Genomic DNA, 26,545 nt, shown 5'->3' on the forward strand with positions numbered 1-26,545 from the left:
CGAACTCAAAAATGGCGTTTTTGGGGCATATAATCTGAGGCTTCGCGGGAATAGCTCAGTTGGTAGAGCGCAACCTTGCCAAGGTTGAGGTCGAGAGTTCGAGACTCTTTTCCCGCTCCAAATTTTTTTGCTTCTTCGAAGGGTCCGCAAGACCCGCCGCAGAACGCAAGCGAAGACGAAAGAAAAGGCCGCTGTCCCCAGCGGCCTTTTTCTTTTTCCGCGGCCGTTCGCGAGGGGTGGCCCGGCCCGTGTGGCATCCTGCCCGCATGACCCCCGACACCCGTTCGCTGCGCCTGTTCGTGGCCGTGGCCGACCACGGCAGCATCAGCGAGGGCGCCAAGCGCTGCCACCTCGCGCTCGCGGCCGCGAGCAAGCGCATCTCCGACCTCGAGGCGCGCGCGCGGCTGCCGCTCCTGGTGCGCCATGCGCGCGGCGTCACGCTCACGTCCGCCGGCCATGGCCTGTTGCTGCATGCGCGCGCCGTGCTCTCGGCCATGGACCGGCTCGGCGCCGAGCTCGACGACTTCCAGAACGGCGTGGCGGGCGTGGTGAGCATCACGGCCAATGCCTCGACCATCGCGCAGTTCCTGCCGGCGCAGATCGGCTCCTTCCTGCGGCTGCATCCGGTGCTCAAGATCGATCTGCAGGAGCGCGCGAGCACCGAGGTGGTGAAGGCGGTGCAGGCCGGCCTGGCCGACATCGGCGTGATCGAGGGCAACACGCCGGCCGATCCGCTCGAATGCCTGCCCTACCGCAGCGACGAACTGGCCGTGGTGGTGGCGCGCGACCATCCGCTGGGCCGGCGCAAGCGCATCGGCGCGGACGAGGTGCTGCGCCACGAGCACATCGTGGTGCGCGAAGGCACGGCGCTGCACCGCGTGCTGCTGAGCGCCGCGCTCGAGGCGCAGGTGCCGCTCAAGGTGCGCATGCAGGTCGGCAGCTTCGACATGGTGTGCCGCATGGTGGAGCAGGGCGCGGGCATCGGCGTGCTGCCCTATGCGGCCATCCTGCCGCAGCTGCAGATCCTCAAGCTGCGCTGCCTCAAGCTCGATGCGCCCTGGGCCGTGCGCCGCCATCTGCTGTGCGTGCGCCGGCAGCAGGACCTGACGGTGGCCGCGCGCTCGGTGCTGGAACACCTGAGCCGGCCCGACTGAAGCACGAGGCTTCGCGCCGCGCGAAGCCTCGCTCCCGCCAAAAACGAATTGTTCTCCACCGGGGCGCGCGCAAAGATGCGCGCACAACGAAGGAGACAATTTTGAAGATCGTTCGCGTCAGCGCCACGCCGCTGAACATTCCCGTCGCCATCGACGTGCTGGGGCTCGACAAGAAGACCTCGCTGTCGCTGTGCCTGACCGAGATCGAGACCGACACCGGCCTCGTCGGCCACGGCATGACCGCCATCACCGAGGAGGAGATCGTCGCCGCCGCGGTGCGCGAGGTGGCGGGCCCGGCGCTGATCGGCGAGGACCCGATGGCCACCGAGCGCCTGTGGGACAAGCTCTACTGGCTGCTGTCGCCGCGCGGCCAGACCGGCTACGCGAGCCATGCCATCGCCGCGCTCGACATCGCGCTGTGGGACCTGAAGGCGAGGGCGCTGGGCCAGCCGCTGTGGCGCCTGCTCGGCGGCGCGCGCGCCAGGGTGCCGGTGTATGCGACCTTCGGCTTCGGTTTCTTCGAGCGCGACCAGCTCGCGGCCGCCGCCAAACTGTGGGTGGAGCAGGGCTTTCGCCGCCTGAAGATGACCGTCGGCGGCCATGCGCTCGCGCGCCGCGACGAGCCGCGGCCGATCGACGAGGTGATCGCCGAGGACGTGCGCCGCGTCGCCGCGGTGCGCGAGGCGGTCGGCCCCGAGGTGAAGCTCTATGTGGACGCCAACTGCGGCCTCGACCTGTTCCATGCGAGCGAGCTCGCACGCCGCATCGAGCCCTACGGCATCAGCTTCTTCGAGGAGCCGCTGACGCAGAACGACGTGCGCCAGATGGCCCAGCTGCGCGCGCGCACGAGCATCCCGCTGGCCTGCGGACAGAACGAGGGCCTGGCCTTCCGCTTCCGCGACCTGCTGGTGAACCAGGCGGCCGATGTACTGCAGCCCAACGTGACGATCTCGGGCGGCTATTCGCAGTGCCTGAAGATCGCGGGCATGGCGCAGGCCTTCAACGTGCCGATCGACAATGGCGGCGCCTGGCCCTTCCACAACATGCACCTGCATGCAGGGGTGTCGAATGGTGGGCTGGTCGAGTACCACTACGTGGCGGTGAAGATGCTGCAGCAGATCTTCGACGGCCTGCCCGTCCCCGATCAGGGCTGGCTCACGCTGCCCGAGACGCCGGGCCTGGGCTTCGCGCCCAACGCCGAGCGCGTGCGCGAACTCGCGAAGCTGCCGACCTCGCGCGGCAAGGGCAAGGCCTGAACGATGAAGACGACAACACCCACGATCTTTCGCTCGCGTCGTCTTGCACTGCGCGCCGCAACGGTCTTCGGCCTCGCGGGCCTGCTCGCGACGCCCATGGCCTGGGCCCAGAAGTACCCCGACAAGCCGATCCGCCTCATCGTCGGCTATTCGGCCGGCGGCGGCGTCGATGCCGTGGCGCGCCTGCTGAGCGCGCGCCTGCCCGCGGTGCTGGGCCAGCAGGTGCTGGTGGAGAACCGCACCGGCGCCACCGGTCTCATCGCGGCCGACTTCGTCGCCAAGGCGCCGCCCGATGGCTACACGCTGATGATGGGCGACAGCGCCTTGCTGATCGCCAAGCTGCTGCAGCCGAAGATCGCGATCGATCCGCTCACCAGCTTCAAGCCGGTGGCCGGCGCCTTCGTCTCGCCGCTGATGATCGTCACGGGCAACGACTTCCCCGCGAAGACGCCGGCGGAGTTCGTCGCCCAGCTCAAGGCGAACCCGGGCCGTTTCTCGTTCGCGACCTCGGGCGTGGGCACGGTGCAGCACCTGGGCTTCGAGATGCTCAAGCAGTCCACCGGCAGTTTCGTGGTGCATGTGCCGTATCGCGGCGCCGCGCAGATCGTGCCCGACGTGATCGGCGGCCAGGTGCCGATCGGCGTGGTCAGCGCCACGGCGGCGATGGCGCAGTCCAAGGCCGGCAAGCTGCGCGCGGTGGCGTTGATGAACAGCGCGAAGCTCGAAGGGGCCGAGAACATCGCGCCGCTGGCCGATGCGTTGCCGGGCTTCGATGTGGCGCCGCGCATCTTCGTGCTCGCACCTGCTGGAACGCCCAACGAGATCGTCGACCGGTTCTCAGCCGCCGTGAAGACCGTGCTCGATGCGCCCGATGCCGGGACTGCCGCGGCGGCGCAAGGCACCCTGCGGGCCTATGCCACGCCGGCGCAACTCGGCAAGGACATGGCCGAGGAGACGGTGCGGTGGAAACGCATCATCACGGAGCAGCGGATCGTGGCGGATGGGGGGTGATTTCTTGTCCGGGGCGGGCTCACGCCGACGGGATACTCCCCTCCGCGAATGTCCCCCGCCTTCGGCTCCTCCTTGATTTCGCTGCGGGGAGTACCCCATCGGCGTGAGCCTGGACGCAATCATTGTTGACTCGCCGGCACCACCGCAGCGCCTCCCGTGCACAGGGTGTCGGGTGCTTCCCGCAGCGAAATCAAGGAGGAGCCCGAAGGGCGGGGGACATTCGCGGAGGGAAGTACCCGATGCCCTGTGCACGCGCCCCAGACCCCAAACTGAATGAAACAGAAGAGATGAACCAACCACACCTGGGCCTCATAGTCCCCCCGAAAGCAGGCCAAGTCCCCATCGACGGCCCGCTTCTCTACGGCACCCGCATTCGCTTCAGCGCACGCGGCCTCGGCCTCGGAGAAATCTCGACGCGCGGCTACACCGAGGTCATCGACTCGGTGATCGGCAAGGCGCTGGAACTCAAGGAGGAGGGCGTCAGCGCCATCTCCCTCATGGGCACCTCGCTGAGCTTCTTCCGCGGCGCCGCCTTCAACCGGCAACTCGAAGTCGAGATGTCGCGCGCCACCGGCCTGCCCTGCACCACCATGAGCAACGCCATCGTCGAGGGACTGCGCAGCCTCGGCGTGAAGCGCGTCGCGGTGGCCACCGCCTACATCGACGAGGTCAACGTGCAGCTGCGGCGCTACCTCGAACAGAGCGACTTCGAAGCGCTGGCCATCGAAGGCCTGTCGATCTCCGATGTGCAAGCGGTCGGCCAGGTCGGCACGCAGGTGCTCGTGGACCTGGGCCGCCGCGTGTTCGAAGCGCGACCCGGCGCCGACGGCATCCTCATCTCCTGCGGCGGCCTCGTCACGCTCGATGCCGTGCGCGAACTCGAATCGGTGTTGAAGGTGCCCGTGGTCTCGAGCTCGCCCGCGGGCTTTCGCGACCTGGTGCGCAAGGCCGGGCTCGATGCGCGCTCGCCGGGCAACGGCCGCCTGTTCGACTGAACGAAAAACGCGCGCGTCCCGCCCGGCTTCGGACATGTCCTGCACGGGGACGCGCTGCGGTCTTTCCGTCGCGGTCATCGAACGGACTCAGTCTGCTGTCCATTCCCTGAACCATCCTGGAGGACAGCACCATGGCAGACGACCTGAGCCAACGCGGGCAACCCGACCGCTCGCGCATCAACGTGAACGAGGCGCACGAGATGCGCTACTGGACCCAGACCCTGGGCGTGACCGAGGCGCAGCTGCGCTCGGCCGTCGCGGCGGCCGGCGTCGAGGTCAAGGACGTGCGGACCTACCTCGGCAAGCCCTGATCGCCAGCGAGCGAACCTGCGTAGGCAGGTTCCTACACCCGGGCGGCGAGGCGCGGCCGATACTCTGTCGCTTGCCTCGCACCGGGACATCTCCCTTGAACTTCCCCCTCCTCATCGCCTCCCTCGCCGGCCCGACCTCCGGGCATCGCCATCCACATGCCGCCCCCGCGGCCGGAGCCGCGGCGCGATGAAGACCTCTCCCGGAGCGCGCAGCTGGATCGCCGCCGGCGTGCGCCACGAACTCCTGACCCGCGCCTTGCCCGCGCTGCGCCATGACATGGCGGCGCCGGTGTCGGTGATCCGCATGGCGCTGCTGATGCTCAAGCGCCAGCTCGCCGCCGAGACCATCGATCGCGCCGCCAGCGAAGAACGCATGGGCCTGGTCGACGGCCAGGTGTCCGAACTGGTCGAAGGCATCCGGTCGCTGCGCGACTGGGAGCTGGCCACCACCGACGACGGCATCACGCGCGCCGCGCTCGTGGCGCGCTGCGTCGCGCTGATGCGCGCGGCCTTCGACCTGCATGGCGTGTCGCTCGATGTGGACGATGCGCTCGCCGCCGGCGAGGACGACAAGCGCTGGCCCGCGGCGGCCGCGCTGCGCTACCTGTTCCTCGGCGCGCTCGGCTACCTGCACGACGGCGCGCCCGAAGCCGGCGCGATCCGGATCGAGGCGGACGGCGCCGAAGGCCTGCGCTTCGCGGCACTGCCGCGCGAGGCCAGCGCCGTCAATCCGGTGCTCGATGCGCACCGCGCGCCGCGCGCGCTGGCCATCGACGCGGTCGCGCTGCAGAGCCTGGCCGAGGACCTCGGCTACCGCATCGCGCTCGAGCGCGACAGCGTGCGCTTCTCGCTCGGCGCGGGCTGAACACGCGGCCGCGCTGGCGCGGCCTTGCGCACCGCCAGCGGCGCGTGCTTCGATGTTCCCGGGGATGTCGCCGGGCCCGATGCGGGCTTCGCGCTCTTTCGCTGCCGCGTCGCGGCCTGGAGCTCGCGCCGGTGTGCCTGCAGGAAGGCCAGCAGCCGCCGCTCCGCCGCATGCAGCCCGCGCGAGGGCCGCGCGCTGCGGCGCCCCGCGACGCGCTCGAGCAGGGCCGAGGCGGCATCGGCCTCGGTGCTCGCGAGCGCGCTGCCCAGCGACAGCACGGCAGGATGCACATAGGCCTTCTTGCAGACCGCGGGCGTGTTGCCGAGCTGGCGCGCCACGGTCGCGAGGATGTCCTTCGCGGTGTAGCGGCTGCCGTCCGAGGCGACCCGGCCCGGCTCGCAGGCCAGCCGCGTCAGTTCGAGCGCCTGCACCGTGCCGTGCCAGGTGCGGAAGTCCTTCGCGGTGAAGCGCTCGCCGCCCAGGCCCTTCTGGCCCTCGACCGCCTCGCCGAGGTAGTCGTTGACGTCGGTCGACGAGACGCTGTGCGGCTCGCCGTCCTCGCCCACGTACTGGAACAGCGCCTGCCCCGGCAGTTGCTGGCAGCCGCGCACGATCTTCGCCACGCGCGGGTCCTCGAGCGTGGCCTCGTGCATCACGCCGCTCTTGCCGCGAAAGCGCAGCCGCAGCGCCGCGCCCTTCACCGCCGCATGCCGGTTGCGCAGCGTCGTGAGGCCGTAGGAACCGTTGCTGCTCGCGTACTCCTCGTTGCCCACGCGCATCAGCGTGGTGTCGAGCAGCCGCACCAGCGCGGCCAGCACCTGCGCCCGGGCCGGCGCGCCCGTGCCCTTGCCGGCTTGCAGGTCGCGTTGCACCCGCGCGCGGATGCGCGGCAGCGCGCGCGCGAAGGCCTCGAGCCGGTCGAACTTGGTCTCGTCCTTCAGCGCGCGCCAGTCGGCGTGGTAGCGGTACTGCTTGCGGCCGCGCGCATCGAGGCCCGTGGCCTGCAGGTGGCCGTTGGGCAGCGGGCAGATCCACACCTCGTCGTAGGCCGGCGGTATCGCCAGCATGCGGATGCGCGAGAGCTCGTCCGCGTCGCGCACCCACTGGCCGCGCGCGTCGCGGTAGCGAAACTTCGCGCCGTGCCGCAGGCGCCGGATGCCCGGCATGTCGGGGTTCACGTAGACCAGCCCGTTCGCGATCGGCGTGGGCTTGGACGGAGGCCGTCTCGCGGAGGATGCTGTGTCCGGCATGGTGGTTGCGTGGTGTAGACAGGCCCGTTGTGCCAGCGCCGACAATGCGCGGCTGTAGGACGCCGCGAGCGCCGCCGGTGCGATGGCCGCGCTTGCGTGTCCTGCCCTCATCCTCGAACCCACGGAGTTCCCCCATGCCGCTTTCCTCCTCCCTGTGCTTCGCCCGCCTCTCGGCGCTGGCCACCGCCGCGCTGCTGGCCGGTGCCGCCAGCGCCGCCACCATGCCGCCCGCGCCCGGCGCCGAGGCCCGCGCCGAACTGCCCGTGAAGGTGAAGGTGTTCGTCGCCGCCATGTTCGAGATCGGCCAGAACACGGGCGACCGCGCGGGCGAGTTCCAGCACTGGTACGAGCGCTACTGGAAGGGCGCGAAGCCGATGGCCGTGCCCGGCGCGCTGCAGCCCGTCTACTGCAATGCCGACGGCGTCTGCGGCGCGGTGCTCGGCATGGGCAAGGTCAATTCCTCGGCCTCGATGCAGGCGATCCTCTTGAACCCGCAGTTCGATTTCTCGCAGGCCTACTACGTGATCTCGGGCGTGGCCGGCACGCCGCCCTCGCGCGGCACCATCGGCGAGGTCAGCTGGGCCACCTGGCTGGTCGACTACGACCTCGGCCACCGCTGGGCGCCCGAGGAGAACAAGCCCGGCGAGCCCACCTTCATGCCGCGCAAGGGCTACGAGTCGTACCGCCGCTTCAAGCTCAACCCCGATCTCGTCGGCTGGGCCATGAAGCTCACGGCCGACACGCCGCTCAAGGATTCCGAATCGGCGCGCAGCTACCGGCTGCGCTATCCCGATGCCGCGGCGCGCCGCGCGCCCTTCGTCGGCACCGGCACTCACATGACGGGCGACACCTTCTTCCACGGCCCCGGCATGTCGAACCAGGCGCAGTACATCGCGAAGCTCTACGGTGCCGACGACTACGTGATCACCGAGATGGAGGCCGCCGCGATCACGCTCGTGATCCAGCGCACCCACGGCACCGACCGCGTGATGAGCCTGCGCGGCGCGGTCAACTTCGACCAGGGCAATCCCAACGAGACCACCTTGCAGCATCTCGACCCCGCGCCCGGCGAAACGGCCGGCGGCTTCGCCGAGACGGTGGAGAACATCGCGCTGGTGGGCACGCGCATGGTCGACCACATCGTGGCGAACTGGGGGCATTGGGCGGGCGGGGTGCCTCGGCGCTGAAAGCGGGATCGGGATCGGACAGCCGAACGCAGAAGGAAGACAAAAGAGGCGCAGAAGTCGCAGAAGAATTTCCTTTGGATTTCCTTCTGCGACTTCTGCGAAGCCTTCGCGACTTCTGCGTTCGGCTGCCCGTATTCAGCCTGTTCAAGGCGCCCGCTGCAGATGCCACGTCACCGTGAAGTCGAACGGCGTCCAGCGGCTGACCGTCACGCCCGCGCGGCGCAGGCCGCGGCCGGTCCAGGTGTTGCAGGTCTCGAACAGGTGATAGGCGCCGTTGGCCTCGTAGAAGGCATCCTGCGCGTTGTAGTGCGCGCCCGCGATGGCCGTCGCCTGGCCCGCGGGCAGGGTGCTGCGCACATGCTCGATCAGGCGCAGGTACTGCGGCATCGACAGCGGCAGCCGGAACGCGCCGGAACCGAACTGGTCGCGCCGCAGATAGCTCACGTGCAGCAGCGCGCGGTTGCGGCCCGACAGCGCGCCCAGCGCGCGCGCGGCCGTGAGGTCGGCCCAGGTCGGCGTGTGCAGGTAGAACTCGCGGTCGCCCCAGCCCAGCGCCACGTACTCGGCACCGGGCGGCACGGCCGGGAAGTCCGCGAGCGGGAACAGCTTCTGCCAATCGATCAGCGCCGAGCGCACCGGGAACACGTAGTCGGTGTGCACGCCGTTGCTCAGCACCCAGGCCTCGACGTAGGGCGTGGCCGGCGCGGCGGTCTTCGCATGGCTGGGCCAGAACACCAGCGCGAAGGCCGTTCCCACATAGAGCGCGATCAGCACCACGAGGCCGAGCAGCAGCAGCGAGAAGCGGCGCAGCCAGCGTGCGATGAAGGCCATGGCGTCAGAACAGCGAGGCGGTGGCCGACTCGGGCGCGGCGGCCGAACGCTGCGCGCCGCCGGCCGGTGCCAGCGCCTCGGGGCTGCCCGCGCGCGCCAGCGCGCCCACGCGCACGCCGAGCAGGCGCAGCGGCCGTTCGAGCGGCACGCGTTTCAGGCACAGGCCGCCGGTGCGGCGGATGGTCTTCGCATCGTCGGTGAAACGGTCGATGGTCTGGTCGCGCGTGGCGATCCTGAAATCGTCGTAGCGCAGCTTGATGCCGATGGTCTTGCCCACGTAGCCCTTGCGCCGCAGGTCCTCGGCGACCTTCTCGCACAGCCGTGTGAAGATCTCGCCGAGTTCCGCGCGGTCGCGCACCGCGTGCAGGTCGCGCTCGAAGGTGGTCTCGCGGCTCATCGAGACCGGCTCGCTCTCGGTCACCACCGGGCGATCGTCGCGGCCCCACGCCACCTCATGCATCCAGGCGCCGGTGGACTTGCCGAAGTGGTCGATCAGCCAGCCGCGCTCGCAGGCCGCGAGCTGGCCGATGGTCTCGATGCCCAGGCGCTTGAGCTTCTCGTCGGCCTTGGGGCCGATGCCGTTGACCTTGCGGCAGGGCAGCGGCCAGATGCGCGTCTCGATGTCGTCCTGGTAGACCACCGAGATCCCGTTGGGCTTGTTGAATTCGCTCGCCATCTTGGCGATCAGCTTGTTGGGCGCCACGCCGATCGAACAGGTCAGGCCGGTGGCCTGGAAGATCGATTTCTGGATCAGCCGCGCCAGCGTGCGCCCGCCTTCGCGCTGGCCGCCGGGCACCTCGGTGAAGTCGATGTAGACCTCGTCCACGCCGCGGTCCTCCATCAGCGGCGCGATGTCGGTGATGATCGACTTGAAGCCGCGCGAGTACTTGCGGATCTCCTCGAAGTCCACCGGCAGCAGGATCGCCTGCGGGCACAGCTTGGCGGCCTTCATGAGCCCCATGGCCGAACCCACGCCGAACTGCCGCGCCGGATAGGTGGCGGTGGTGATCACGCCGCGGCCCACGTAGTCCTTGAGCCGCGCGAAGGCATCGACAGGGATGTCGGCCAGCGTGCCGCCGGGCGGCAGGTGGCGGATCGCTTCGTCGACGCTGCGCCGGCCGCCGCCGATCACCACCGGCAGGCCCTTGAGCTGCGGATAGCGCAGCAGCTCGACCGACGCGTAGAAGGCGTCCATGTCGAGGTGGGCGATGCGGCGGATCGGGGGCGTGGCGGCAGGCTTGGAACTCACGGTAACGATTGTCTCGCGCTGCGCCGATGTTCGCCCGGGCCGTGCAAGAATGCATCGGAATTTCAATCCCCCGCGAGGACAACGGAAAGGAATGCGCCATGGGTGACGACGAGGAAGGCGGCCTCTCGGTCGCGCTGACGCCGGTGCAGATGGCGGCGGTGCTCGGTGGCGAGGACGTGCCCGAGTCGGCGAGCCTCAGCAACCGGCTCTGGGGCACCGCGGCGCTGGTCGGCGGCGTGCTCGAGCTGGTCGGCGCGGGCGTGCTGTGCGTCGCGCCCGAACCCACGATGGCGAGCAAGGTCGGCTGCGTGGTGCTCGGCGCCCACGGCAGCGACGTCACCGCCACCGCCGCGCGCCAGGTCTGGACCGGCCGCTCGCAGCGCACCGCCACCTCCATGACGGCCGATGCCGCCGCGCAGGCCATGGGCGCCTCGCCCGAGACCGGCGCGCAGGTGGGGCTCGCGGTCGACGTCGCGGTGCCGCTGTTCGTGGCCGGCGGCCTGGCCGCGTCGCGCGTCATCGCGGTGCGCGCGAGCCGCTTCAAGCTCGAGCCGGTGCGCCTCATCGAGCACGAGGGCGTGGCCGGTTCCAAGGCCGGCGGCCACACCATCCGCGAGCACGTCGGCAAGTCGGCGCAGGACCTGTTCGACCGCTTCGCGAAGAAGCCCAGCCTGCAGAAGTCCTCGTCCTTCTTCGATCTCGCCACCGCCGAGTCGGCCATCAGCCAGACCGTGCGCGTCAATGCGCGCGCGATCCGCGCCTGGTCGCGCTCGGCGCAGGTGGGCTCCAAGCCGGTGGCCTTCGAGCACGACATCGGCACCGTGGTCGGCATCGGCGTGCAGCGCGGCAGCACGGCCGTGAGCCAGCTCACCAAGGTGCGCGTGACCCTCAACATGAAGGCCTACAACGGCAAGCCCTTCTACATCCTCACCGCCCATCCGTTCTGACAGCCAGTACAACGAAACCACGATGCGATTCGAACTGATCGACCACTTGACCAAGGTCTATTTCGGCCAGGACGCCGACATCCTCTTCGGCGAGACCGGCGCCGAGATCATGGCCTCGTACCGCGAATCGAGCACCCCGGCCGAACTGGCCGCGCTGCGTGCCGAGATCGCCGACTACCGGGGCTCGCACGACGACGTCGAGGCCGCGTTCGCGCGCGACTTCGAGCGCGACTACCTGCCCGAGGATTTCGGCCGTACGGCGGCGGAGTTCTTCGACAAGGTGCTGGCGGCGGTGCAGTAGGCACGGCCTCCCATCGCGGCATAAGGCCAAGGCTTGCGTGGGTCCACGGCCGGAGCCATCATCCGCCCCATGCAAACCGTCGCTTCCATCCTCTGGCGCAGGCTCGACGTTCCGGGCCACGATGCCTGCCGTCTCGAACGCAACGCCAGCGCCTGGCAGCTTGACGGCGCCTCGGCCTTCCGCGCCGAGGACGGCCGCGTGGCGCAGCTGCACTACCGCGTGCGCTGCGACCTGCATTGGCATGCGCAATGGGGCACGGTGCGCGGCTGGCTCGGCGACAGCACGGTCGACCTCTCGATCACGCGCGACGCGCAGGGCCGCTGGAAGCTCAACGACGAGCCGGTGCCCGATCTCTCGCACTGCGTCGACCTCGACCTGGGCTTCACGCCCGCGACCAACCTGCTGCAGCTGCGCCGCCTCAGCCTGTCGGACGGCGAAGGCGCGGACGCGCCCGCGGCCTGGATCGACCTCGATGGCGGCGGGCTGGGCGAGCTGATGCAGCGCTACGAGCGCCGCGGCGACAACGCCTACCGCTACGTGGCGAAGCGCTTCGACTACGAGGCGGTGCTGGGCGTCACGGCCGATGGCTTCGTGCACGACTATCCGGGGCTCTGGGTCGCCGAAGCCTGAGCTGCGCCCCGGCCGCGCGATGCGGCCTCAATCGAACTGCGAGCGATCCCCCGCCACCAGCGCCCGGTTGCGCCGCCGGTCCTGCGCGATCTCGCGCGCGAAGTCCTCGCTGCTGCCGCCGGCCGGCAGGTTGTAGGCCTCGCGCAGCCGAAGCCGCAGCGTCTCGCCGCGCAGCAGGCGCTGGATCTCGGCATTGAGCCGCTGCACCACGGGCTGCGGCGTGTGCGCGGGCGCGAACAGGCCGAACAGCGAATCGCGGTTGGCGCGTTCGTAGCCGAGCTCGGCGAGCGTCGGCACATCGGGCAGGGCCTCGATGCGGCGCGGCGCGCCGACCGCGAGCGCCTGGAAGCGGCCGTTCTCGATGTACTGCAGCTGCTGCGCCGCGACGTTGGTCGACAGCACCTCGAACTGGCCGCTCAGCGCGTCGTTGAGCTGCGGCCCGCCGCCCTGGTAGGGGATGTGGGTGATGTCGGTGCGGCTCTGCACCCGCACCTGCGCGAGCACCAGGTGGCCGATGGTGGCCACGCCCGAGCTGGCCCAGCGCACCGCGCCCGGATGGGCGCGCGCCTGCGCGATCAGGTCGCCGAAGCCGCGGCCGGTGAAGGCCTGGGTGCCGACCACCAGCACGGGCGTGCGCATCAGGCTGGCCACCGGCACGAAGGCGCGCAGCGGGTCGTAGGCCACGCGCGCGAGCAGCGGATGCAGGGTGAGCGGGCTGATGGCCGAGAAGGCCAGTGTGTGGCCGTCGGGCACGGCGCGCGCGAGCGCGTCCATGCCCACGCTGCCGCCGGCGCCGGGCCGGTTCTCGATCAGCACCGGCACGCCGAGCGACTGCGCCAGCGGCTCGGCCAGCACGCGCGCCATGCCGTCGCTGACGCCGCCCGGCGGGTAGACCACGATCAGCCGCACCGGCCGGCTGGGCCAGGCCGATGCCGCGCCGGCGCGCGACAGGCCCAGCGCGGCGAGCCCGACGAAGGACGCGCCCGCGCCCAGCAGCAGGCGGCGATGCAGCGCCCGCGTCATGGCCGGCCCTTCGCGTCGCCGGCCGCGAGGCCGCGCAGCAGCGCGGCGAAGCGGCGCGCGGGCAGGTTGTCCTCGTCGGCGCGCGACACCAGCGTGAGCGGCGCGTCGAGCGCGCCGCCATCGGCCAGCGGCGCATAGGCGATCGCGTGCGCGTGCACGCCGGTCATCGAGGCCGGCACCACCGACAGCCCGACGCCCGCGGCCACGAGGTTGAGGTTGGTCATCATGCGTTCGACCTCGGCCACCACGCGCGGCCGCAGGCCCTTGGCATGGCACAGCGCGAGCAGCTCGGCATAGAGGCCGGGCGCGCCGGGGCGCCGCACCAGGATCAGGTCTTCCTCGCAGAGCTTCGCCAGCGGCAGCGGGCGGGAAGCCGTGCGCTGGCTGCGCGCGGTGGCGAAGCGGTGGTCGCTGGGCATCGCCACCAGCACCGGCTCGCGCAGCAAAGTCTCGAACGCCAGGCCCGCGGGCCGGTCGACCGGCACGCGCAGCAGGCCGCAATGCACGCGGCCCGCGGCCAGCGCCTCGGTGATCTCGGCGGCGTTGTTCTCGCTGAGCTGCAGCTCGACGTCGGGGTACTCGCGCCGGAACGCGCGCAGCGCCTCGGGCACGAAGCGGTGCGCGGCGGCCGAACTGGTGAAGCCCACGGCCAGGCTGCCGGCCTGGCCGCTGGCCACGCGCGCCATGCGCTGCCGCATCGCGTCCATGTCCTGCAGCATGCGCAGCGCCTCGGCCTGGAACTGGCGGCCGGCGTCGGTCAGCGCCACGCCGCGCGGATGGCGCTTGAACAGCAGCACGCCGAGTTCGCGTTCCAGCGCCTTGATGGCTTGGCTCAGCGGCGGCTGCTGGATGCCCAGGCGCTCGGCGGCGCGCGTCATGTGGCCGGTCTCGGCGACGGCCACGAAGTAGCGCAGCGGTCTTATCTCCATATTTTTTTCATATCGAAAGTGCCTTTTTATTTTATTTGACCCCAGGTCAGGCTGCTTCTATCGTCCGGCCGCCCCTTCGAGCCGATGCGTTTTTTGTCGCGGCCGCGGGGCAACTTTCAATGAACGGCCCCGCGAGGCCGTGTTCCGGAGACAAAGACCATGCGCCCATCGCGCCCCTTGCCGACATCCGTGCCGACCCGACCCGGCCTTCCCTCCATGCTGCGCGCCGGTGCCACCGCGCTGGGCCTCTCGCTGATCCTGGCCGCCTGCGGTGGCGGCGGAGGAGGGGGCGGCGGCTTTCCGTTCCTGCCCGTCAACCCGCCGGCGAATGGCGGCGACGGCGGCAACCCGCCCGTCAACCCGCCGCCGGCACAAACCGCGAAGGCTTGCGCCGAACTCGCCGGCATGACCCTGGCCGCCTCGCAGATCAGCCTGCCCACGCAGGGCGCCACCGTGACCAGCGCCACCGCGGTGGCCGCGGGCGATGCCGGCAACAACTACGGCGACTACTGCCGCGTGCGCGGCACCATCCAGCCGGTGGACCCGAACTCGCAGCTGATCAACTTCGCGCTGAACCTGCCCGAGAAGTGGAACCAGAAGACCATCCACTTCGGCGGCGGTGGTTTCGATGGCGTGCTGATCGACGGCACCGAGGTGATCCGCTTCGGCCCGCGCGAAAAGCCCGCGCCGCTCGCGCTCGGCTATGCCACCTATGGCGACGATTCGGGCCATCAGGCCAGCAGCATCACCGACGGCCGCTTCGCCGCCAACGACGAGCAGCTCGCCAACTACGGCGGCCAGTCGCTCAAGAAGACGCGCGACGTGGCGCAGGCGCTGGTGCTCGCGCGCTACGGCAGCAAGCCGAAGAAGGCCTACTTCCTCGGCACCTCGACCGGCGGGCGCGACGCGCTGAGCTACATCCAGCGCTGGCCGCTCGACTACGACGGCGTGATCGCCAACGAGCCCGCGCTCAACTACACGGGCACGCGGCTGTCGAATGTGGCCGTGGGCCGGGCGCTCTACAACAACGGCGGCGCGGGCTGGATGAACGTGGCCAAGACGCTGCTGGTGCAGCGGACCGTGCTGCAGGCCTGCGACAAGCTCGACGGCGCGGCCGACGGCATCGTGAGCAACGTCGAGAGCTGCCGCCAGCTCAACACGCAGATCCTCGCCTCGCTGCGCTGCACCGGCGGCACCGACACCGGCGACGGCTGCCTGTCCGACGCGCAGCTCGATACCGTGCGCACCATCGAGTCGCCGCTCGAGTTCACGAGCTACGCACTGGGCAACGGCGTGAAGCGCGCGGGCGGCTACAACCTGCTCGAAGGCGCGCTGGTGGCGGGCCCGTACACCACGCGCGACCTCGGCACGCGCAAGGTGCCGGCCAACCCGGCCACCTCGGCCGACGCCAACATGTACGTCACCGGCGACCAGTGGGTGAAGTACTTCGTGACGCGCATCGAGGGCTTCGACACGCTGACCTTCGATCCGCTGAACCCCGGCGCCTACGCCGCGCGCGTGACCGAGGTGTCGAATCTCACCGACGCCACCAACCCGGACCTCGCGCCCTTCTTCGCGCACGGCGGCAAGCTGATCATGCTGCACGGCCTGGCCGACGAGGTGATCAGCCCGAACTCGACCATCGACTACTACAAGCAGCTGATCGCCACCGTGGGCCAGGCCTCGGTCGACCAGAACGTGCGCTTCTACACCGTGCCCGGCATGGGCCACGGCACCGGCGTGTTCATCCCGAACTGGGATTCGCTCGCGGCGCTCGAGGGCTGGGTCGAGGGCGGCCTCGCGCCCGCCACCGGCGTGGCGGTGGACGCGGTGGCCGGCACCTACGGCCGCACCCGCCCGCTGTGCCAGTTCCCGGCCTGGCCCAAGTACCGAGGCAGCGGCAGCCTCGACGCGGCCGTCAACTACAGCTGCGTGACCGAGGTCGGCGATCCGCTGGCCTGCCCGAACCTGCCCGCGGCCGTCGCCACCTACAAGGGCGGCGACAGCTTCGGCGAGGAACTCAGCGTGAAGATCGACCCGGCCGCCATGGCCTACACCATCACCGTCGATGCCAGCCTGCAGCGCACCGCCGGCACCACGCGCAGCGGCACGCTGGTGTCGCAGGGGCAGTGCAGCTACACCAGCGGCGAGAGCGGCGCGGCGTTCGCGTTCGCGCCGGGCGGCGTGCTGCTGGGCGGCGTGAACGCGCCGAGCGGCGGCGGCTTCGCACCGCTGCTCGCGTTCCAGAACACCTTCGAGAACTCGGCCTCGCCCGCGGTGTTCAACCCGGTCGCGAACATCTTCAACACGGTCGGCGTGCAGCAGGGCAGCGGCAGCGCCGTGGCCTATGCCGGCGCGGTGCGGCTGCGCAACGCGGGCACCTTCCAGTACTGCCGCAGCGCGGCCGGCAATGCCGGCAGCTTCATGGTCTACGACGCCAACTGCACCGAGACCGAGAAGGGCTACATCACCTGGAACGGCACGCGCAATGCCTTCGACCTGCGCACCACCGCGCCGACCGGCGGCGCCACCACCACCGGCGGCACGCTCACCGGCTCGATGGTGATCGGCCTGGTGAACGGCGCCGCGGTGCCGATGCACCTGGTGCGCGAATCGGCCACCAGCTTCGGCCTGCGCCTGCATGCGACGCAGCTGAGCCTGACCGCGGGCGCGGCCGACGGCAGCTACGTGATGGCCAGCGTGAAGGGCGAGAACGCCGCCGCCACCGTGGCCGGCACCGGCTTCAATCTCGCGGGCACGACCGCGACGCTGAGCTACGACAAGCCGGTGCCGGGCGTGGTGGAATCCAGCCTCGGTGCGCCGGACCACTTCCTCTTCAACAGCGGCGTGCTCGGCTTCGTGTCCGGCGCGGGCACGAGCGCGGCGCTGCAACTCGGAGTACGCCATTGACGATGCATCTCGAGCGGCGGGCACGCCCCGCCTTCGCGGCGGCGCTGACCGCGGCCGCCGCCCTGTTCGCCACGCTGCCGGCGCAGGCCGCGCGCGTCGAAGGACCGCGCGCCGCCATCTGCCCGGCCCCGGTCCCCGAGGGCGCGCGCTGCTACACCGGTGCCGACGGCACGGGCGCGCTCTACTGGATCGCGATCCCCAGGGACTGGAACCGCGGCGTGCTCGTGATGCACGCGCACGGCGGCCCTGAAACCGGGCCCCCCAAGCTCGAGCGCAGCGAGGAGGACCTCAAGCGCTGGGCCGTCACCGTGAAGGCCGGCTATGCCTGGGCCGGTTCCACCTACCGGCGCGGCGGCTACGGCGTGACCATGGCGGCCGAAGACACCGAGCGCCTGCGCCAGCTCTTCGTGCGCCATTTCGGCGAGCCGCGCCGCACGCTGCTGCACGGCCAGAGCTATGGCGCGGGCGTGGCGGCGAAGGCGGCCGAGCTCTATGCGCCGGCCGGCGGCGCCAAGGGGCCCTACGACGGCCTGCTGCTGACCAGCGGCGTGCTCGGCGGCGGCAACAGCGCCTACGACTTCCGGCTCGACCTGCGTGTGGTCTACCAGTACGTCTGCCGCAACCATCCGAAGCCCGACGAGCCGCAGTACCCGCTGTGGCAGGGCCTGCCGCTCGACGCGAAGCTCACGCGCAAGGAGCTGGCCGAGCGCGTGCGCGAGTGCACCGGCGTGGGCCTGCCCGCGGCGCAGCGCACGCCCGAGCAGGCCGCGCGGCTCAAGACCATCCTCACCGCGGTGAAGATTCCCGAGCGCTCGCTGGTCGGCCACCTGAACTGGGCCACCTGGCTGTTCCAGGACCTGACGCAGCTGCGGCTGCAGGGCCGCAATCCCTTCGGCAATGTCGGCGTGAGCTATGCCGCGGCGCCGGCCGAGGCGGCCGCGCTCAACGCCGGCGTGCCGCGCTACGCGGCCGATCCGCAGGCCCAGGGCGCGCTCGCGGCCGACAGCCAGCCCACGGGCCGCACCGCGCTGCCCACCGTGGGGCTGCATGCCATCCACGACCCGACCGCCTTCGTCGAGCTCGAGAACGCCTACCGCCGCATCCGCGACGCGGCCGGCACCGGCGACCTGCTGGTGCAGAGCTTCAGCGACGAGCGCGAGCACAGCTACCTCAGCGATTCGGAGTACCCGGCGCTGTTCGCCGCGCTGCTCGACTGGATCGACAAGGGCGAGAAGCCCACGCCCGCGGGCCTCGCGCAGCGCTGCGCCGCACTGATGCCGCGCTACGACACCGACGGCAGGAACGGCTGCCACATCCAGCCGGCCTGGCAGCCGCCGCCGCTCGAGAGCCGCGTGCCGGCGCGCGCGCCCTGATCCTCTTTTCGCATTCGACCTTTCAATACCCGGAGACTCCATGACCCAGCGTTTCGCTTTCGCCTTCGCCCTCGCCACGGTGGCCGCCGCCTGTGCCTTCCCCGCTCAGGCGCAGGACTTCCCGGCGGGCAAGCCCGTCACCATCGTCGTGCCCTTCGCGGCCGGCGGCCCCACCGACCGCGTCGCGCGCGACCTCGCCGAGGCGCTGCGCAAGCCGCTGGGCGGCGCGAGCGTGATCATCGACAACGTGCCCGGCGCGGGCAGCTCGATCGGCGCGGCCAAGGTGGCGCGCGCGGCACCCGACGGCTACACGCTGCTGCTCAACCACATCGCCATGGCCACCGTGCCGACGCTGGTGCGCAACGTGCCGTTCAAGGTCGAGACCGACTTCGAGTACCTGGGCATCGTCAACGACGTGCCGATGACCCTGATCGCCAAGCCCAGCCTGCCGGCCAACAACTACGCCGAGCTGTCCTCGTGGGTGTCGGCCAACAAGGGAAAGATCAACATCGGCAACGCCGGCGTGGGCTCGGCCTCGCACCTGTGCGGCCTGCTCTACCAGAGCGCCACCAAGACCGAGATGACGACCGTGCCCTACAAGGGCACGGCGCCGGCCATCACCGACCTGATCGGCGGCCAGATCGACCTGCTGTGCGACCAGACCACCAACACCTCGCCGCAGATCGAGGCCAAGAAGGTCAAGGCCTATGCCGTGACCTCGCCCAAGCGCCTGACCACGCCGCTGCTCAAGGACCTGCCCACCTTGCAGGAGTCGGGCCTGAAGGACTTCCAGGTCACGATCTGGCACGGCCTCTACGCGCCCAAGGGCACGCCGGCGGCGATCCAGAAGAAGCTCAACGAAGCCCTGAAGGCCGCGTTGAAGGACGCCGACTTCATCAAGCGCGAGGAAGCGCTGGGCGCCGTGGTCGCGACCGACGGGCGCATCGAGCCCGAGGGCCACAAGAAGTTCGTGGCGGCCGAGATCGCGAAGTGGAGCCCGATCATCAAGGCCGCGGGGGTGTACGCGGACTGAGCGCCGCGGGCTGTGGGCGGTGCGTCAGAGGTGCTGCGAGATCAGCACCGCGGCGCCCGCGAGCGAGATGGCGCCGCCGACGAGTTTTCTGAGGTTCCTGATGAGCGTCATGGTGGTTCTCCTGGCTGAGGCTCCATGGTGCCGTGCATCGCCTCGGCGCGGGTTTGGAAATCCTCATGCCGGGGATAGCCGGGACCCTCAGGACCCGCGCCGCAGCCACCGGTAGACGCGGCTGCCGAGCCAGCCGCCCATGACGATCGACACGCACTGCACGCCAAGCGCGACCATGTAGAGCGTGCCCAGGTCGCCGTCATTGCGTGCGTGATGGAGTTCGTACCACAGGCCCACAGGCCCGATGAGCTTGTAGAACAGGAAGCCGACGATGAGCGCGCCGGCCACGATGGCTGCGGGATGCTTGAGGCGGTTCATGGCACCTACCAGAACCAGATGGCCGAGTCGTGTGCCGCGCGCCGCCGGATCGCGCAAGCAGGTCAATGGTCGTGGTGCAGATAGCTGGCCTGTCTCGGCAGCCGCAGGCTCACGAGGAAGGCGATCACCATCATCGCGCTCACGTACCAGAAGAAGGCCGACTCGTGGCCCAGTGACTTGAGCCCCAGCGCCACGTACTCGGCCGAGCCGCCGAAGATCGCGTTGGCCACCGCGTAGGCCAGGCCCACGCCGAGCGCGCGCACCTCGGGCGGGAACATCTCGGCCTTCACGATGCCGCTGATCGAGGTGTAGAAGCTCACGATGGCCAGTGCCACGATGATCAGCACGAAGGCCAGCAGCGGGCTGGTGGTGTGCTGCAGCGCGGTGAGGATCGGCACGGTGGCGATCGCGCCCAGGCCGCCGAACAGCAGCATGTTGTTGCGCCGGCCGATGCGGTCCGACAGCGCGCCGAACAGCGGCTGCATGCACATGTAGATGAACAGGCAGGCGGTCATCACGTTGCTGGCGGTCTTGATCGACATGCCGGCCGAGTTCACCAGGTACTTCTGCATGTAGGTGGTGAAGGTGTAGAAGATCAGCGAGCCGCCGGCCGTGTAGCCCAGCACGGTGAGGAAGGCCGGCGTGTGGTGCCTGAACAGGCCGCCGATGCTGCCGGCCTCCTTGTTCTTCTTCGCTTCGTCGCTCTGCGTCTCGTGCAGCGTGCGGCGCAGCAGCAGCGCGACCACCGCGGCGATGGCGCCGATCACGAACGGGATGCGCCAGCCCCAGGCCTTGAGCTCGGCCTCGCTGAGCAGCTGCTCGAGCACCACGATCACCAGCACCGCGAGCAACTGGCCGCCGATCAGCGTGACGTACTGGAATGAGGAGAAGAAGCCGCGCTGCCCGCGCAGCGCGACCTCGCTCATGTAGGTGGCGGTGGTGCCGTATTCGCCGCCCACCGACAGGCCCTGGAACAGCCGGCACATCAACAGCAGGAACGGCGCCCAGGCGCCGATGGCCGCGTAGGTCGGCAGGCAGGCGATGACCAGCGAGCCGCCGCACATCATCGTGACCGAGATCAGCATCGAGGTCTTGCGCCCGAGCCGGTCGGCGATGCGGCCGAACAGCCAGCCGCCGATCGGCCGCATCAGGAAGCCGGCCGCGAACACGCCGGCGGTGTTGAGCAGCTGCGCGGTGGGATCGGACTTGGGGAAGAAGGCCGGCGCGAAATAGAGCGCCGAGAACGCGTAGACGTAGAAGTCGAACCACTCGACCAGGTTGCCCGAGGAGGCCGCCATGATCGCGAACACGCGGTGGCGCTTCTCTTCCGCGCTGTAGTGGGGTGGGGATGCGGAGGCCGCCGGGCTTGCCGGGCCGGCCTGGAGGGGCGTGGTCGCGCTCATGGTGCCTGTGGGCCACCGAACGGGCCGGCGGCCGTGTTGTTGTTGCCGGACCATTCTGCGCCGCACGACGGCCGGGTCGTGTCAGCGGGTGCCGCATCGGCCTATCGCCGACGTGGCCTTGCGCGCGGCCCGTGCCCCTGGCGCGGACCTGCTAGAACGTGCCCGGCAGCAGGATCCCCGAATCCACCGTGTCGATGCTCGTGTGGCCGCAGAACGCCATGGTCACGTCGAGTTCCTTGTGGATGATCTGCAGCGCGCGCGTCACGCCGGCCTGGCCGTAGGCGCCCAGGCCGTAGAGGAAGCTGCGGCCGATCAGCGTGCCGCGGGCACCGAGGGCGCGTGCCTTGAGCACGTCCTGGCCGCTGCGGATGCCGCCGTCCATCCAGACCTCGATGTCGCGGCCCACGGCATCGACGATGGCCGGCAGCGCGCTGATCGAGGAGGGCGCGCCGTCGAGCTGGCGTCCGCCGTGGTTCGACACGATCAGCGCGTCGGCGCCGCTGTTCGCAGCCAGCCGCGCGTCTTCCGCGTCGAGGATGCCCTTGAGGATCAGCTTGCCGCCCCAGCGCTTCTTGATCCACTCGATGTCGCCCCAGTTCAGCGCCGGGTCGAACTGCTCGGCGGTCCACGAGGACAGCGAGGACAGGTCCTTCACGCCCTTGGCATGGCCCGCGATGTTGCGGAAGGTGCGGCGCTTGGTGCCCAGCATGCCCAGGCACCAGTGCGGCTTGGTCGCGAGGTTCAGCAGGTTCTTGATGGTGGGCTTGGGCGGCGTGGTCAGGCCGTTCTTGATGTCCTTGTGGCGCTGGCCGAGGATCTGCAGGTCGAGCGTGAGCTGCAGCGCCGACACGTTGGCCGCGCGCGCGCGGTCGATCAGGCGCTCGATGAAGTCGCGGTCCTTCATCACGTAGAGCTGGAACCAGAACGGATGGCGGCCGGTGTTCTCGGCGATGTCCTCGAGCGAGCAGATGCTCATGGTCGAGAGCGTGAACGGGATGCCGAAGGCCTTGGCCGCGAGCGCGCCCAGGATCTCGCCGTCGGCGTGCTGCATGCCCGTGAGGCCCGTGGGCGCGATCGCCACCGGCATCGCCACGTCCTGCCCGATCATGGTGGTGCGGGTGGAGCGGCCCTCCATGTTGACCGCCACGCGCTGGCGCAGCTTGATCTTCTGGAAGTCGCTCTCGTTGGCGCGGTAGGTGCCCTCGGTCCATGCGCCGGAGTCGGCGTAGTCGTAGAACATCTTCGGCACGCGCCGCTTGGCGACCACCCGCAGGTCTTCGATGCAGGTGATCTTGGAAAGGTCGGGCACGGGGAGTCTCCTGTGGAACGGGTTGTTGTCGTGGGCGGGCCTGGGGGCCGGGCCGCCGCCATTATTGGGCAGCAGCCCCTCCCGCAGCGCAACGCGCGGCGCCGTGAGTGTGGCTTCGGCGGGGCCCGGCCGGGCTGAAAAACGCTGGCCGGCGATCTGAAAAGAATTCAGGCGACCACTTCACACCTCGTCAGCCTTCGAGCGACTGCCGCGCCCAGGCCACGAACGCGGCGCATTCGGGCCGCTCCAGCGCACCCGGCCGCCAGCACAGGAAGTAGTGGTTGGGCGAGGGTACGCTGACCGGCGACAGCCGCACCAGCCGGCCGCCGTCGATCCAGGCGCGGCCCAGGTGCAGCCGCATCAGCGCCACGCCCAGGCCTTCGGCCGCCGCCTCGAGCAGCAGGCCCAGGTCGGTGAACTGGGCGCCGCTGGCGGGCTCGGGCAGGCCGATGCCGTGGGCCGCGAACCAGATGCGCCAGTTCTCGAGCGGGGTGCGCAGCAGCTGGGCGCGCTCCACCTCGGCCCGGGTGGCGAAGCCTTCGAACGGACCGTGGCGCTTCAGGTAGGCCGGGCTGCACACGGGCGTGAGCGCATCGGCCGGGAACTGCAGGAACTCGCGCTGGCGGAACGGTCCGGCGCCGAAACGCAACTCGATGTCGGCCTCGTCGAGCGCGTTCTCGCGCATCGGCGCCGTCACCTGCATCACCAGCTCGACCTCGGGATGGGCCTCGCAGAAGCGCGCGAGCTGCGGCATCAGGATCTGGCGCGAGAAGGTGGGCGTGACGGCCACGCGCAGCCGCCGGGTGTTGGGCGCGGCCTCGCGGCCGGGCACCTGCTCGAGCGCGAAGATGGCCTCGCGCACCCGCGCCAGGTAGACGATGCCGTCGGCGCTGAGGCTGAAGTCGCTGCCCGCGAAGAAGCGCAGGCCGAGCTGCGACTCGAGCTGGCGGATGCGGTGGCTCACGGCGCTGGGCGTCACGCTGAGCTCCTCGGCCGCCAGGTTCACGCTGCGCAGGCGCGCGACGGCCTCGAAGGCGAGCAGGCCCTGGGTCGAGGGAAGGCGCGTGGAAGCCATGAAGGTGCGAAGGCAGTGCGTAGAAGGAGGTTGTACCCGAGGGGGCGGGCCGGCCCACGGTTGTCCGCAGGTGGTGCGCCGCGGGGGTTGCGGGCGTACGATGGTATCGAAGCGCCGCGGGCCCGACCGCCCCGGCGCTTCGTTTCGCCGCGCCGCAGTGCAGTGCAGAGGAGAGAAACGGCAAAGGAGGCTTGAGCGATCGCAGTGTGTTGCAGCGCATCCGTCACATCGAATACCAACAGTACGGAGACAGACACATGGTTTGGCAGCAGGTTTACAACCCGTTCGGGAACATGGTGGTATCGACGGCGCTCGCCGCGATACCGGTGGTGGTGATGCTGGTGTGCCTCGGCCTCCTGCACGTCAAGGCCCACTTCGCGGCCGGGCTCGGCCTCCTCAGCGCGCTGGCGATCGCGGTCTTCGCCTTCGGTATGCCGGCCGACATGGCGGGCAAGGCCGCCTTCCTCGGCGGCATCACCGGGCTGCTGCCGATCGGCTGGATCGTGCTCAACATCATCTTCCTGCAGCAGCTCACGCAGCAGAACGGCAGCTTCCAGGTGCTGCAGGACTCCATCGCCGGCATCACCGAGGACCGGCGGCTGCAGCTGCTCTTGATCGCCTTCGCCTTCGGCGCCTTCTTCGAGGGCGCGGCCGGCTTCGGCACGCCGGTGGCGGTCACGGCCGCCATCCTGATCGGGCTGGGCTTCTCGCCGCTCGCGGCCTCGGGGCTCTCGCTGATCGCCAACACCGCGCCGGTGGCCTTCGGCGCGCTCGGCACGCCGGTGATCACGCTGGCCAAGGTGCACGGCTACGACCTGATGGCCGTCACCGCGATGATCGGCCGGCAGTTGCCCTTCTTCTCGGTGCTGGTGCCGTTCTGGCTGATCTGGGCCTTCGCGGGCCGCAAGGGCATGTGGGAGATCTGGCCGGCGATCCTGGTCACCGGTGTGTCGTTCGCGATCCCGCAGTACCTGGTGTCGAACTTCATCGGTCCCGAGCTGGTGGACATCATCGCGGCCATCGTCTCGATGGTCTGCCTGGTGCTGTTCCTGCGCGTGTGGAGGCCTGCCAAGGTCTGGACCTCGGTCTCGCTCAAGGGCCACGAGGCCGACGGCGGCGAGGCCGCGCCGGTGGGCGCGCCCACCAGGCATCCCACCGCCGCGGTGGTGCGCGCCTGGACCCCGTGGCTGATCCTCACGGTGTTCGTGTTCATCTGGGGCCTGCCCGCGGTCAAGACCTGGCTCAACGGCATCTTCGCGCCCAACTTCCCGATCGAGGGGCTGCACAACATGATCGAGAAGGTGGCGCCGGTGGTGCCCAAGCCGACCAAGGAAGGCGCGGTCTACCAGCTGCTGCTGCTCTCGGCCACCGGCACCGGCATCCTGGTGTCGGCGCTCGTGGGCGGGCTGGTCATGAAGTACAACCCGGTCCAGCTCGTGGCCGCCTACGGCCGCACGCTGTGGCTGGTGAAGTTCTCGCTGCTCACCATCGTGCTGATGCTCGCGCTGGGCACGCTCACGCGCTACTCGGGGCTCGACACCACCCTGGGCCTGGCCTTCGCCAACACGGGCGTGCTGTATCCCTTCTTCGGCACCCTGATGGGCTGGCTGGGCGTGGCGCTCACGGGGTCCGACACGGCCTCGAACGTGCTGTTCGGCGGCATGCAGAAGGTGGCGGCCGACCAGCTCGGGCTGAGCCCCAACCTCATGGGCGCGGCCAACAGCTCGGGTGGCGTGATGGGCAAGATGATCGATGCGCAGTCGATCGTGGTGGCCTCGACCGCCACGCGCTGGTTCAACCACGAGGGCGAGATCCTGCGCTACGTGTTCTTCCACTCGATCGCGCTGGCCTGCCTGGTCGGCATCCTCGTGACCCTGCAGGCCTATGTGTGGCCGTTCACCGCGATGGTGGTGAAGTAGGCGCCGCGGCGTCGGCCAGCGCGCGCAGCAGCCGGCGCAGGTCCTCGACCGCCTCGCGCACCAGCTCGGCGCCGCCCATCTGCGCCTTGACGATCGCGCCGTCGATGCCGATGGCGGCGGCCTGCGCGAGCGCCGTGCGCTGCGGCAGCGTGGCGGGGAGCAGGTCGGCGATCACCTCGACCATCTCGCGCTTGTGATCGCGCGCGCGCTCGGCCGCGCCTTCGACGCTGCCGCCGACCTCGGCCACGGCATTGATGAAGGCACAGCCGCGGAACACCGGGTCGGCGAACCATTCGGCCATCACGTCGGCCAGCAGCAGCAGGGCCTGCGCGTCGCCGCTGCGCTCGTGCGCGCCGCGCCGCCCCAGCGCATCGACGAACCAGGCCATCCAGCGCGCATGCCGGTGGTCGAGGAAGGCGCGCACCAGGTCGTCCTTCGAGGGGAAGTGGCGGTAGAAGGTGACCTTGGTCACGGCCGAGGCCGCGATCACGCGGTCGATGCCGGTGGCGCGGATGCCGTCGGCATAGAAGAGGTCGTGCGCCGTGAGCAGGATGCGCTCGCGCGCGGGCAGGGCGGAAAGGTCCAGGTCCATGGCGCGATTGTAGGCACTCCCGCCGCCATGTAGACAGGTCTGTCTACATATGGCACATTGCGGCCGGGCTACACCGCCTCTGCCTTTTTCCAACCTTCTCCTCTTCACCGAAAGACCGCCATGGAATCCGAATCCCGCCCGCCGCTGCCCCCGTTCACGCTCGAGACCGCGCTCAAGAAGGTCCAGGCCGCCGAAGACGCCTGGAACACGCGCGACCCGGTGCGCGTGAGCCTGGCCTACACGCCCGACACCGAATGGCGCAACCGCGCCGACTTCGTCAACGGCCGCGAGCAGGTGGTGCAGTTCCTGCAGCGCAAGTGGGTGCGCGAGCTCGACTACCGCCTGAAGAAGACGCTCTGGGCCTTCATGGACAACCGCATCGCGGTGCGCTTCGAGTACGAATGGCACGACGACTCGGGCCACTGGTTCCGCAGCCACGGCAACGAGAACTGGGAGTTCGCGCCCAACGGCCTGATGCAGCGGCGCTACGCGAGCATCAACGACCAGCCCATCGCGGAGTCGGAGCGCAAGTTCCGCTGGGAACGCGCCTGATGGCGCCGGGC

Annotated in this window: 25 protein-coding genes and 1 tRNA gene; 16 read left to right on the forward strand and 10 right to left on the reverse strand. The window is 70.1% G+C overall.

Annotated features, from left to right (window positions below):
• Positions 1-44 precede the first annotated feature (44 nt).
• The 7 genes from KV106_RS33120 (at position 45) to KV106_RS33150 (ending at position 5,592) form a co-directional block, all read left to right on the forward strand.
• Positions 45-120, forward strand: a tRNA-Gly gene (locus tag KV106_RS33120).
• A gap of 146 nt (positions 121-266) precedes the next feature.
• On the forward strand, positions 267-1,154 hold the full coding sequence (locus tag KV106_RS33125; RefSeq protein WP_057592917.1) for a LysR family transcriptional regulator: 888 nt from the start codon (positions 267-269) through the stop codon (positions 1,152-1,154).
• 101 nt (positions 1,155-1,255) lie between these two features.
• The gene (locus KV106_RS33130) at positions 1,256-2,410 is read left to right on the forward strand and encodes a mandelate racemase/muconate lactonizing enzyme family protein (RefSeq protein ID WP_261215690.1); all 1,155 of its coding nucleotides are present in this window, start codon (positions 1,256-1,258) and stop codon (positions 2,408-2,410) included.
• Between the two features lie 3 nt (positions 2,411-2,413).
• Complete coding sequence (locus KV106_RS33135) at positions 2,414-3,421, forward strand: Bug family tripartite tricarboxylate transporter substrate binding protein (RefSeq protein WP_057592919.1); 1,008 nt, start codon at positions 2,414-2,416, stop codon at positions 3,419-3,421.
• 287 nt (positions 3,422-3,708) lie between these two features.
• The gene (locus tag KV106_RS33140; RefSeq protein WP_261215694.1) at positions 3,709-4,416 is read left to right on the forward strand and encodes an arylmalonate decarboxylase; all 708 of its coding nucleotides are present in this window, start codon (positions 3,709-3,711) and stop codon (positions 4,414-4,416) included.
• 131 nt (positions 4,417-4,547) lie between these two features.
• Positions 4,548-4,727: a DUF3606 domain-containing protein gene (locus KV106_RS33145; protein WP_203204764.1), complete on the forward strand. Its 180-nt coding sequence runs from the start codon at positions 4,548-4,550 to the stop codon at positions 4,725-4,727.
• A gap of 187 nt (positions 4,728-4,914) precedes the next feature.
• Positions 4,915-5,592, forward strand: coding sequence for a hypothetical protein (locus tag KV106_RS33150; protein WP_057592922.1), 678 nt, complete (start codon positions 4,915-4,917; stop codon positions 5,590-5,592).
• On the opposite strand, the gene KV106_RS33155 is transcribed toward KV106_RS33150, so the two are convergent.
• Positions 5,538-6,842, reverse strand: a complete 1,305-nt coding sequence (locus tag KV106_RS33155) for a DNA topoisomerase IB (protein ID WP_261215698.1) — start codon at positions 6,840-6,842, stop codon at positions 5,538-5,540. The two genes, KV106_RS33150 and KV106_RS33155, sit on opposite strands and share 55 nt — an antisense overlap.
• A 134-nt stretch (positions 6,843-6,976) precedes the next feature.
• On the opposite strand from KV106_RS33155, the gene KV106_RS33160 reads away from it, so the two are divergent.
• A complete protein-coding gene (locus KV106_RS33160) occupies positions 6,977-8,029 on the forward strand; it encodes a purine-nucleoside phosphorylase (protein ID WP_261215700.1) in 1,053 nt (350 codons plus the stop codon).
• Between the two features lie 144 nt (positions 8,030-8,173).
• Here the strand turns inward: KV106_RS33160 and KV106_RS33165 are convergent, their stop codons facing one another.
• Together KV106_RS33165 and KV106_RS33170 are read right to left on the reverse strand one after the other, a co-directional pair.
• Complete coding sequence (locus tag KV106_RS33165; protein WP_261215702.1) at positions 8,174-8,860, reverse strand: TIGR02117 family protein; 687 nt, start codon at positions 8,858-8,860, stop codon at positions 8,174-8,176.
• A 4-nt stretch (positions 8,861-8,864) separates the two neighbouring features.
• A complete protein-coding gene (locus KV106_RS33170) occupies positions 8,865-10,055 on the reverse strand; it encodes a Y-family DNA polymerase (protein ID WP_057592928.1) in 1,191 nt (396 codons plus the stop codon).
• Between the two features lie 152 nt (positions 10,056-10,207).
• Between KV106_RS33170 and KV106_RS33175 the strand changes: the two genes are divergently transcribed.
• From KV106_RS33175 to KV106_RS33185, 3 genes are all read left to right on the forward strand, one after another.
• The gene (locus KV106_RS33175; RefSeq protein ID WP_057598104.1) at positions 10,208-11,056 is read left to right on the forward strand and encodes an RNase A-like domain-containing protein; all 849 of its coding nucleotides are present in this window, start codon (positions 10,208-10,210) and stop codon (positions 11,054-11,056) included.
• Positions 11,057-11,078: 22 nt separating this feature from the next.
• Positions 11,079-11,357: a contact-dependent growth inhibition system immunity protein gene (locus KV106_RS33180; RefSeq protein ID WP_261215703.1), complete on the forward strand. Its 279-nt coding sequence runs from the start codon at positions 11,079-11,081 to the stop codon at positions 11,355-11,357.
• Between the two features lie 69 nt (positions 11,358-11,426).
• Positions 11,427-11,987, forward strand: coding sequence for a putative glycolipid-binding domain-containing protein (locus KV106_RS33185; RefSeq protein WP_057595296.1), 561 nt, complete (start codon positions 11,427-11,429; stop codon positions 11,985-11,987).
• Between the two features lie 27 nt (positions 11,988-12,014).
• On the opposite strand, the gene KV106_RS33190 is transcribed toward KV106_RS33185, so the two are convergent.
• Positions 12,015-13,010, reverse strand: a complete 996-nt coding sequence (locus tag KV106_RS33190; RefSeq protein ID WP_057595295.1) for a Bug family tripartite tricarboxylate transporter substrate binding protein — start codon at positions 13,008-13,010, stop codon at positions 12,015-12,017.
• A complete protein-coding gene (locus tag KV106_RS33195; RefSeq protein WP_261215704.1) occupies positions 13,007-13,939 on the reverse strand; it encodes a LysR substrate-binding domain-containing protein in 933 nt (310 codons plus the stop codon). Before KV106_RS33195 ends, KV106_RS33190 begins: the two co-directional genes overlap by 4 nt.
• 216 nt (positions 13,940-14,155) lie before the next feature.
• Here KV106_RS33195 and KV106_RS33200 point away from each other — a divergent pair, with 216 nt between their 5' ends.
• Genes KV106_RS33200 through KV106_RS33210 form a run of 3 tightly spaced genes read left to right on the forward strand, consistent with a single transcriptional unit; the run spans position 14,156 to position 19,255 of the window.
• Positions 14,156-16,849 (forward strand): tannase/feruloyl esterase family alpha/beta hydrolase, encoded by a 2,694-nt coding sequence (locus tag KV106_RS33200; protein ID WP_261215783.1) that lies wholly within the window; start codon positions 14,156-14,158, stop codon positions 16,847-16,849.
• 2 nt (positions 16,850-16,851) lie between these two features.
• A complete protein-coding gene (locus tag KV106_RS33205) occupies positions 16,852-18,222 on the forward strand; it encodes an alpha/beta hydrolase family protein (protein ID WP_261215785.1) in 1,371 nt (456 codons plus the stop codon).
• A gap of 40 nt (positions 18,223-18,262) precedes the next feature.
• Positions 18,263-19,255: a tripartite tricarboxylate transporter substrate-binding protein gene (locus KV106_RS33210; protein ID WP_261215706.1), complete on the forward strand. Its 993-nt coding sequence runs from the start codon at positions 18,263-18,265 to the stop codon at positions 19,253-19,255.
• Between the two features lie 198 nt (positions 19,256-19,453).
• On the opposite strand, the gene KV106_RS33215 is transcribed toward KV106_RS33210, so the two are convergent.
• The 4 genes from KV106_RS33215 to KV106_RS33230 all read right to left on the reverse strand — a co-directional run bounded on the left by KV106_RS33215 (position 19,454) and on the right by KV106_RS33230 (position 23,471).
• Positions 19,454-19,684: a hypothetical protein gene (locus KV106_RS33215; protein ID WP_261215708.1), complete on the reverse strand. Its 231-nt coding sequence runs from the start codon at positions 19,682-19,684 to the stop codon at positions 19,454-19,456.
• Positions 19,685-19,746: 62 nt separating this feature from the next.
• Positions 19,747-21,087: an MFS family transporter gene (locus KV106_RS33220; RefSeq protein WP_261215710.1), complete on the reverse strand. Its 1,341-nt coding sequence runs from the start codon at positions 21,085-21,087 to the stop codon at positions 19,747-19,749.
• A gap of 151 nt (positions 21,088-21,238) precedes the next feature.
• Positions 21,239-22,396: an alpha-hydroxy acid oxidase gene (locus KV106_RS33225; RefSeq protein ID WP_057595287.1), complete on the reverse strand. Its 1,158-nt coding sequence runs from the start codon at positions 22,394-22,396 to the stop codon at positions 21,239-21,241.
• 190 nt (positions 22,397-22,586) lie between these two features.
• Positions 22,587-23,471: a LysR substrate-binding domain-containing protein gene (locus KV106_RS33230; RefSeq protein ID WP_057595286.1), complete on the reverse strand. Its 885-nt coding sequence runs from the start codon at positions 23,469-23,471 to the stop codon at positions 22,587-22,589.
• Positions 23,472-23,728: 257 nt separating this feature from the next.
• On the opposite strand from KV106_RS33230, the gene KV106_RS33235 reads away from it, so the two are divergent.
• A complete protein-coding gene (locus tag KV106_RS33235; RefSeq protein ID WP_057595285.1) occupies positions 23,729-25,390 on the forward strand; it encodes an L-lactate permease in 1,662 nt (553 codons plus the stop codon).
• Here the strand turns inward: KV106_RS33235 and KV106_RS33240 are convergent.
• Positions 25,368-25,976: a TetR/AcrR family transcriptional regulator gene (locus tag KV106_RS33240; protein WP_261215788.1), complete on the reverse strand. Its 609-nt coding sequence runs from the start codon at positions 25,974-25,976 to the stop codon at positions 25,368-25,370. The two genes, KV106_RS33235 and KV106_RS33240, sit on opposite strands and share 23 nt — an antisense overlap.
• A gap of 126 nt (positions 25,977-26,102) precedes the next feature.
• Here KV106_RS33240 and KV106_RS33245 point away from each other — a divergent pair, with 126 nt between their 5' ends.
• On the forward strand, positions 26,103-26,534 hold the full coding sequence (locus KV106_RS33245; protein WP_057595284.1) for a nuclear transport factor 2 family protein: 432 nt from the start codon (positions 26,103-26,105) through the stop codon (positions 26,532-26,534).
• The last annotated feature ends 11 nt before the right edge of the window (positions 26,535-26,545 follow it).

Source organism: Variovorax endophyticus (assembly GCF_025376855.1).
In the GTDB taxonomy this organism is placed as follows: Bacteria; Pseudomonadota; Gammaproteobacteria; order Burkholderiales; family Burkholderiaceae_C; genus Variovorax.

Excerpts from the sequence above, each read along its gene's own strand:
- KV106_RS33125 (WP_057592917.1), top strand. The coding sequence starts at position 267 with ATGACCCCCGACACCCGTTCGCTGCGCCTGTTCGTGGCCGTGGCCGAC.
- KV106_RS33135 (WP_057592919.1), top strand. The coding sequence starts at position 2,414 with ATGAAGACGACAACACCCACGATCTTTCGCTCGCGTCGTCTTGCACTG.
- KV106_RS33140 (WP_261215694.1), top strand. The coding sequence starts at position 3,709 with ATGAACCAACCACACCTGGGCCTCATAGTCCCCCCGAAAGCAGGCCAA.
- KV106_RS33145 (WP_203204764.1), top strand. The coding sequence starts at position 4,548 with ATGGCAGACGACCTGAGCCAACGCGGGCAACCCGACCGCTCGCGCATC.
- KV106_RS33150 (WP_057592922.1), top strand. The coding sequence starts at position 4,915 with ATGAAGACCTCTCCCGGAGCGCGCAGCTGGATCGCCGCCGGCGTGCGC.
- KV106_RS33155 (WP_261215698.1), bottom strand. The coding sequence starts at position 6,842 with ATGCCGGACACAGCATCCTCCGCGAGACGGCCTCCGTCCAAGCCCACG.
- KV106_RS33160 (WP_261215700.1), top strand. The coding sequence starts at position 6,977 with ATGCCGCTTTCCTCCTCCCTGTGCTTCGCCCGCCTCTCGGCGCTGGCC.
- KV106_RS33165 (WP_261215702.1), bottom strand. The coding sequence starts at position 8,860 with ATGGCCTTCATCGCACGCTGGCTGCGCCGCTTCTCGCTGCTGCTGCTC.
- KV106_RS33170 (WP_057592928.1), bottom strand. The coding sequence starts at position 10,055 with ATGGACGCCTTCTACGCGTCGGTCGAGCTGCTGCGCTATCCGCAGCTC.
- KV106_RS33175 (WP_057598104.1), top strand. The coding sequence starts at position 10,208 with ATGGGTGACGACGAGGAAGGCGGCCTCTCGGTCGCGCTGACGCCGGTG.
- KV106_RS33180 (WP_261215703.1), top strand. The coding sequence starts at position 11,079 with ATGCGATTCGAACTGATCGACCACTTGACCAAGGTCTATTTCGGCCAG.
- KV106_RS33185 (WP_057595296.1), top strand. The coding sequence starts at position 11,427 with ATGCAAACCGTCGCTTCCATCCTCTGGCGCAGGCTCGACGTTCCGGGC.
- KV106_RS33190 (WP_057595295.1), bottom strand. The coding sequence starts at position 13,010 with ATGACGCGGGCGCTGCATCGCCGCCTGCTGCTGGGCGCGGGCGCGTCC.
- KV106_RS33195 (WP_261215704.1), bottom strand. The coding sequence starts at position 13,939 with ATGGAGATAAGACCGCTGCGCTACTTCGTGGCCGTCGCCGAGACCGGC.
- KV106_RS33200 (WP_261215783.1), top strand. The coding sequence starts at position 14,156 with ATGCTGCGCGCCGGTGCCACCGCGCTGGGCCTCTCGCTGATCCTGGCC.
- KV106_RS33205 (WP_261215785.1), top strand. The coding sequence starts at position 16,852 with ATGCATCTCGAGCGGCGGGCACGCCCCGCCTTCGCGGCGGCGCTGACC.
- KV106_RS33210 (WP_261215706.1), top strand. The coding sequence starts at position 18,263 with ATGACCCAGCGTTTCGCTTTCGCCTTCGCCCTCGCCACGGTGGCCGCC.
- KV106_RS33215 (WP_261215708.1), bottom strand. The coding sequence starts at position 19,684 with ATGAACCGCCTCAAGCATCCCGCAGCCATCGTGGCCGGCGCGCTCATC.
- KV106_RS33220 (WP_261215710.1), bottom strand. The coding sequence starts at position 21,087 with ATGAGCGCGACCACGCCCCTCCAGGCCGGCCCGGCAAGCCCGGCGGCC.
- KV106_RS33230 (WP_057595286.1), bottom strand. The coding sequence starts at position 23,471 with ATGGCTTCCACGCGCCTTCCCTCGACCCAGGGCCTGCTCGCCTTCGAG.
- KV106_RS33235 (WP_057595285.1), top strand. The coding sequence starts at position 23,729 with ATGGTTTGGCAGCAGGTTTACAACCCGTTCGGGAACATGGTGGTATCG.
- KV106_RS33245 (WP_057595284.1), top strand. The coding sequence starts at position 26,103 with ATGGAATCCGAATCCCGCCCGCCGCTGCCCCCGTTCACGCTCGAGACC.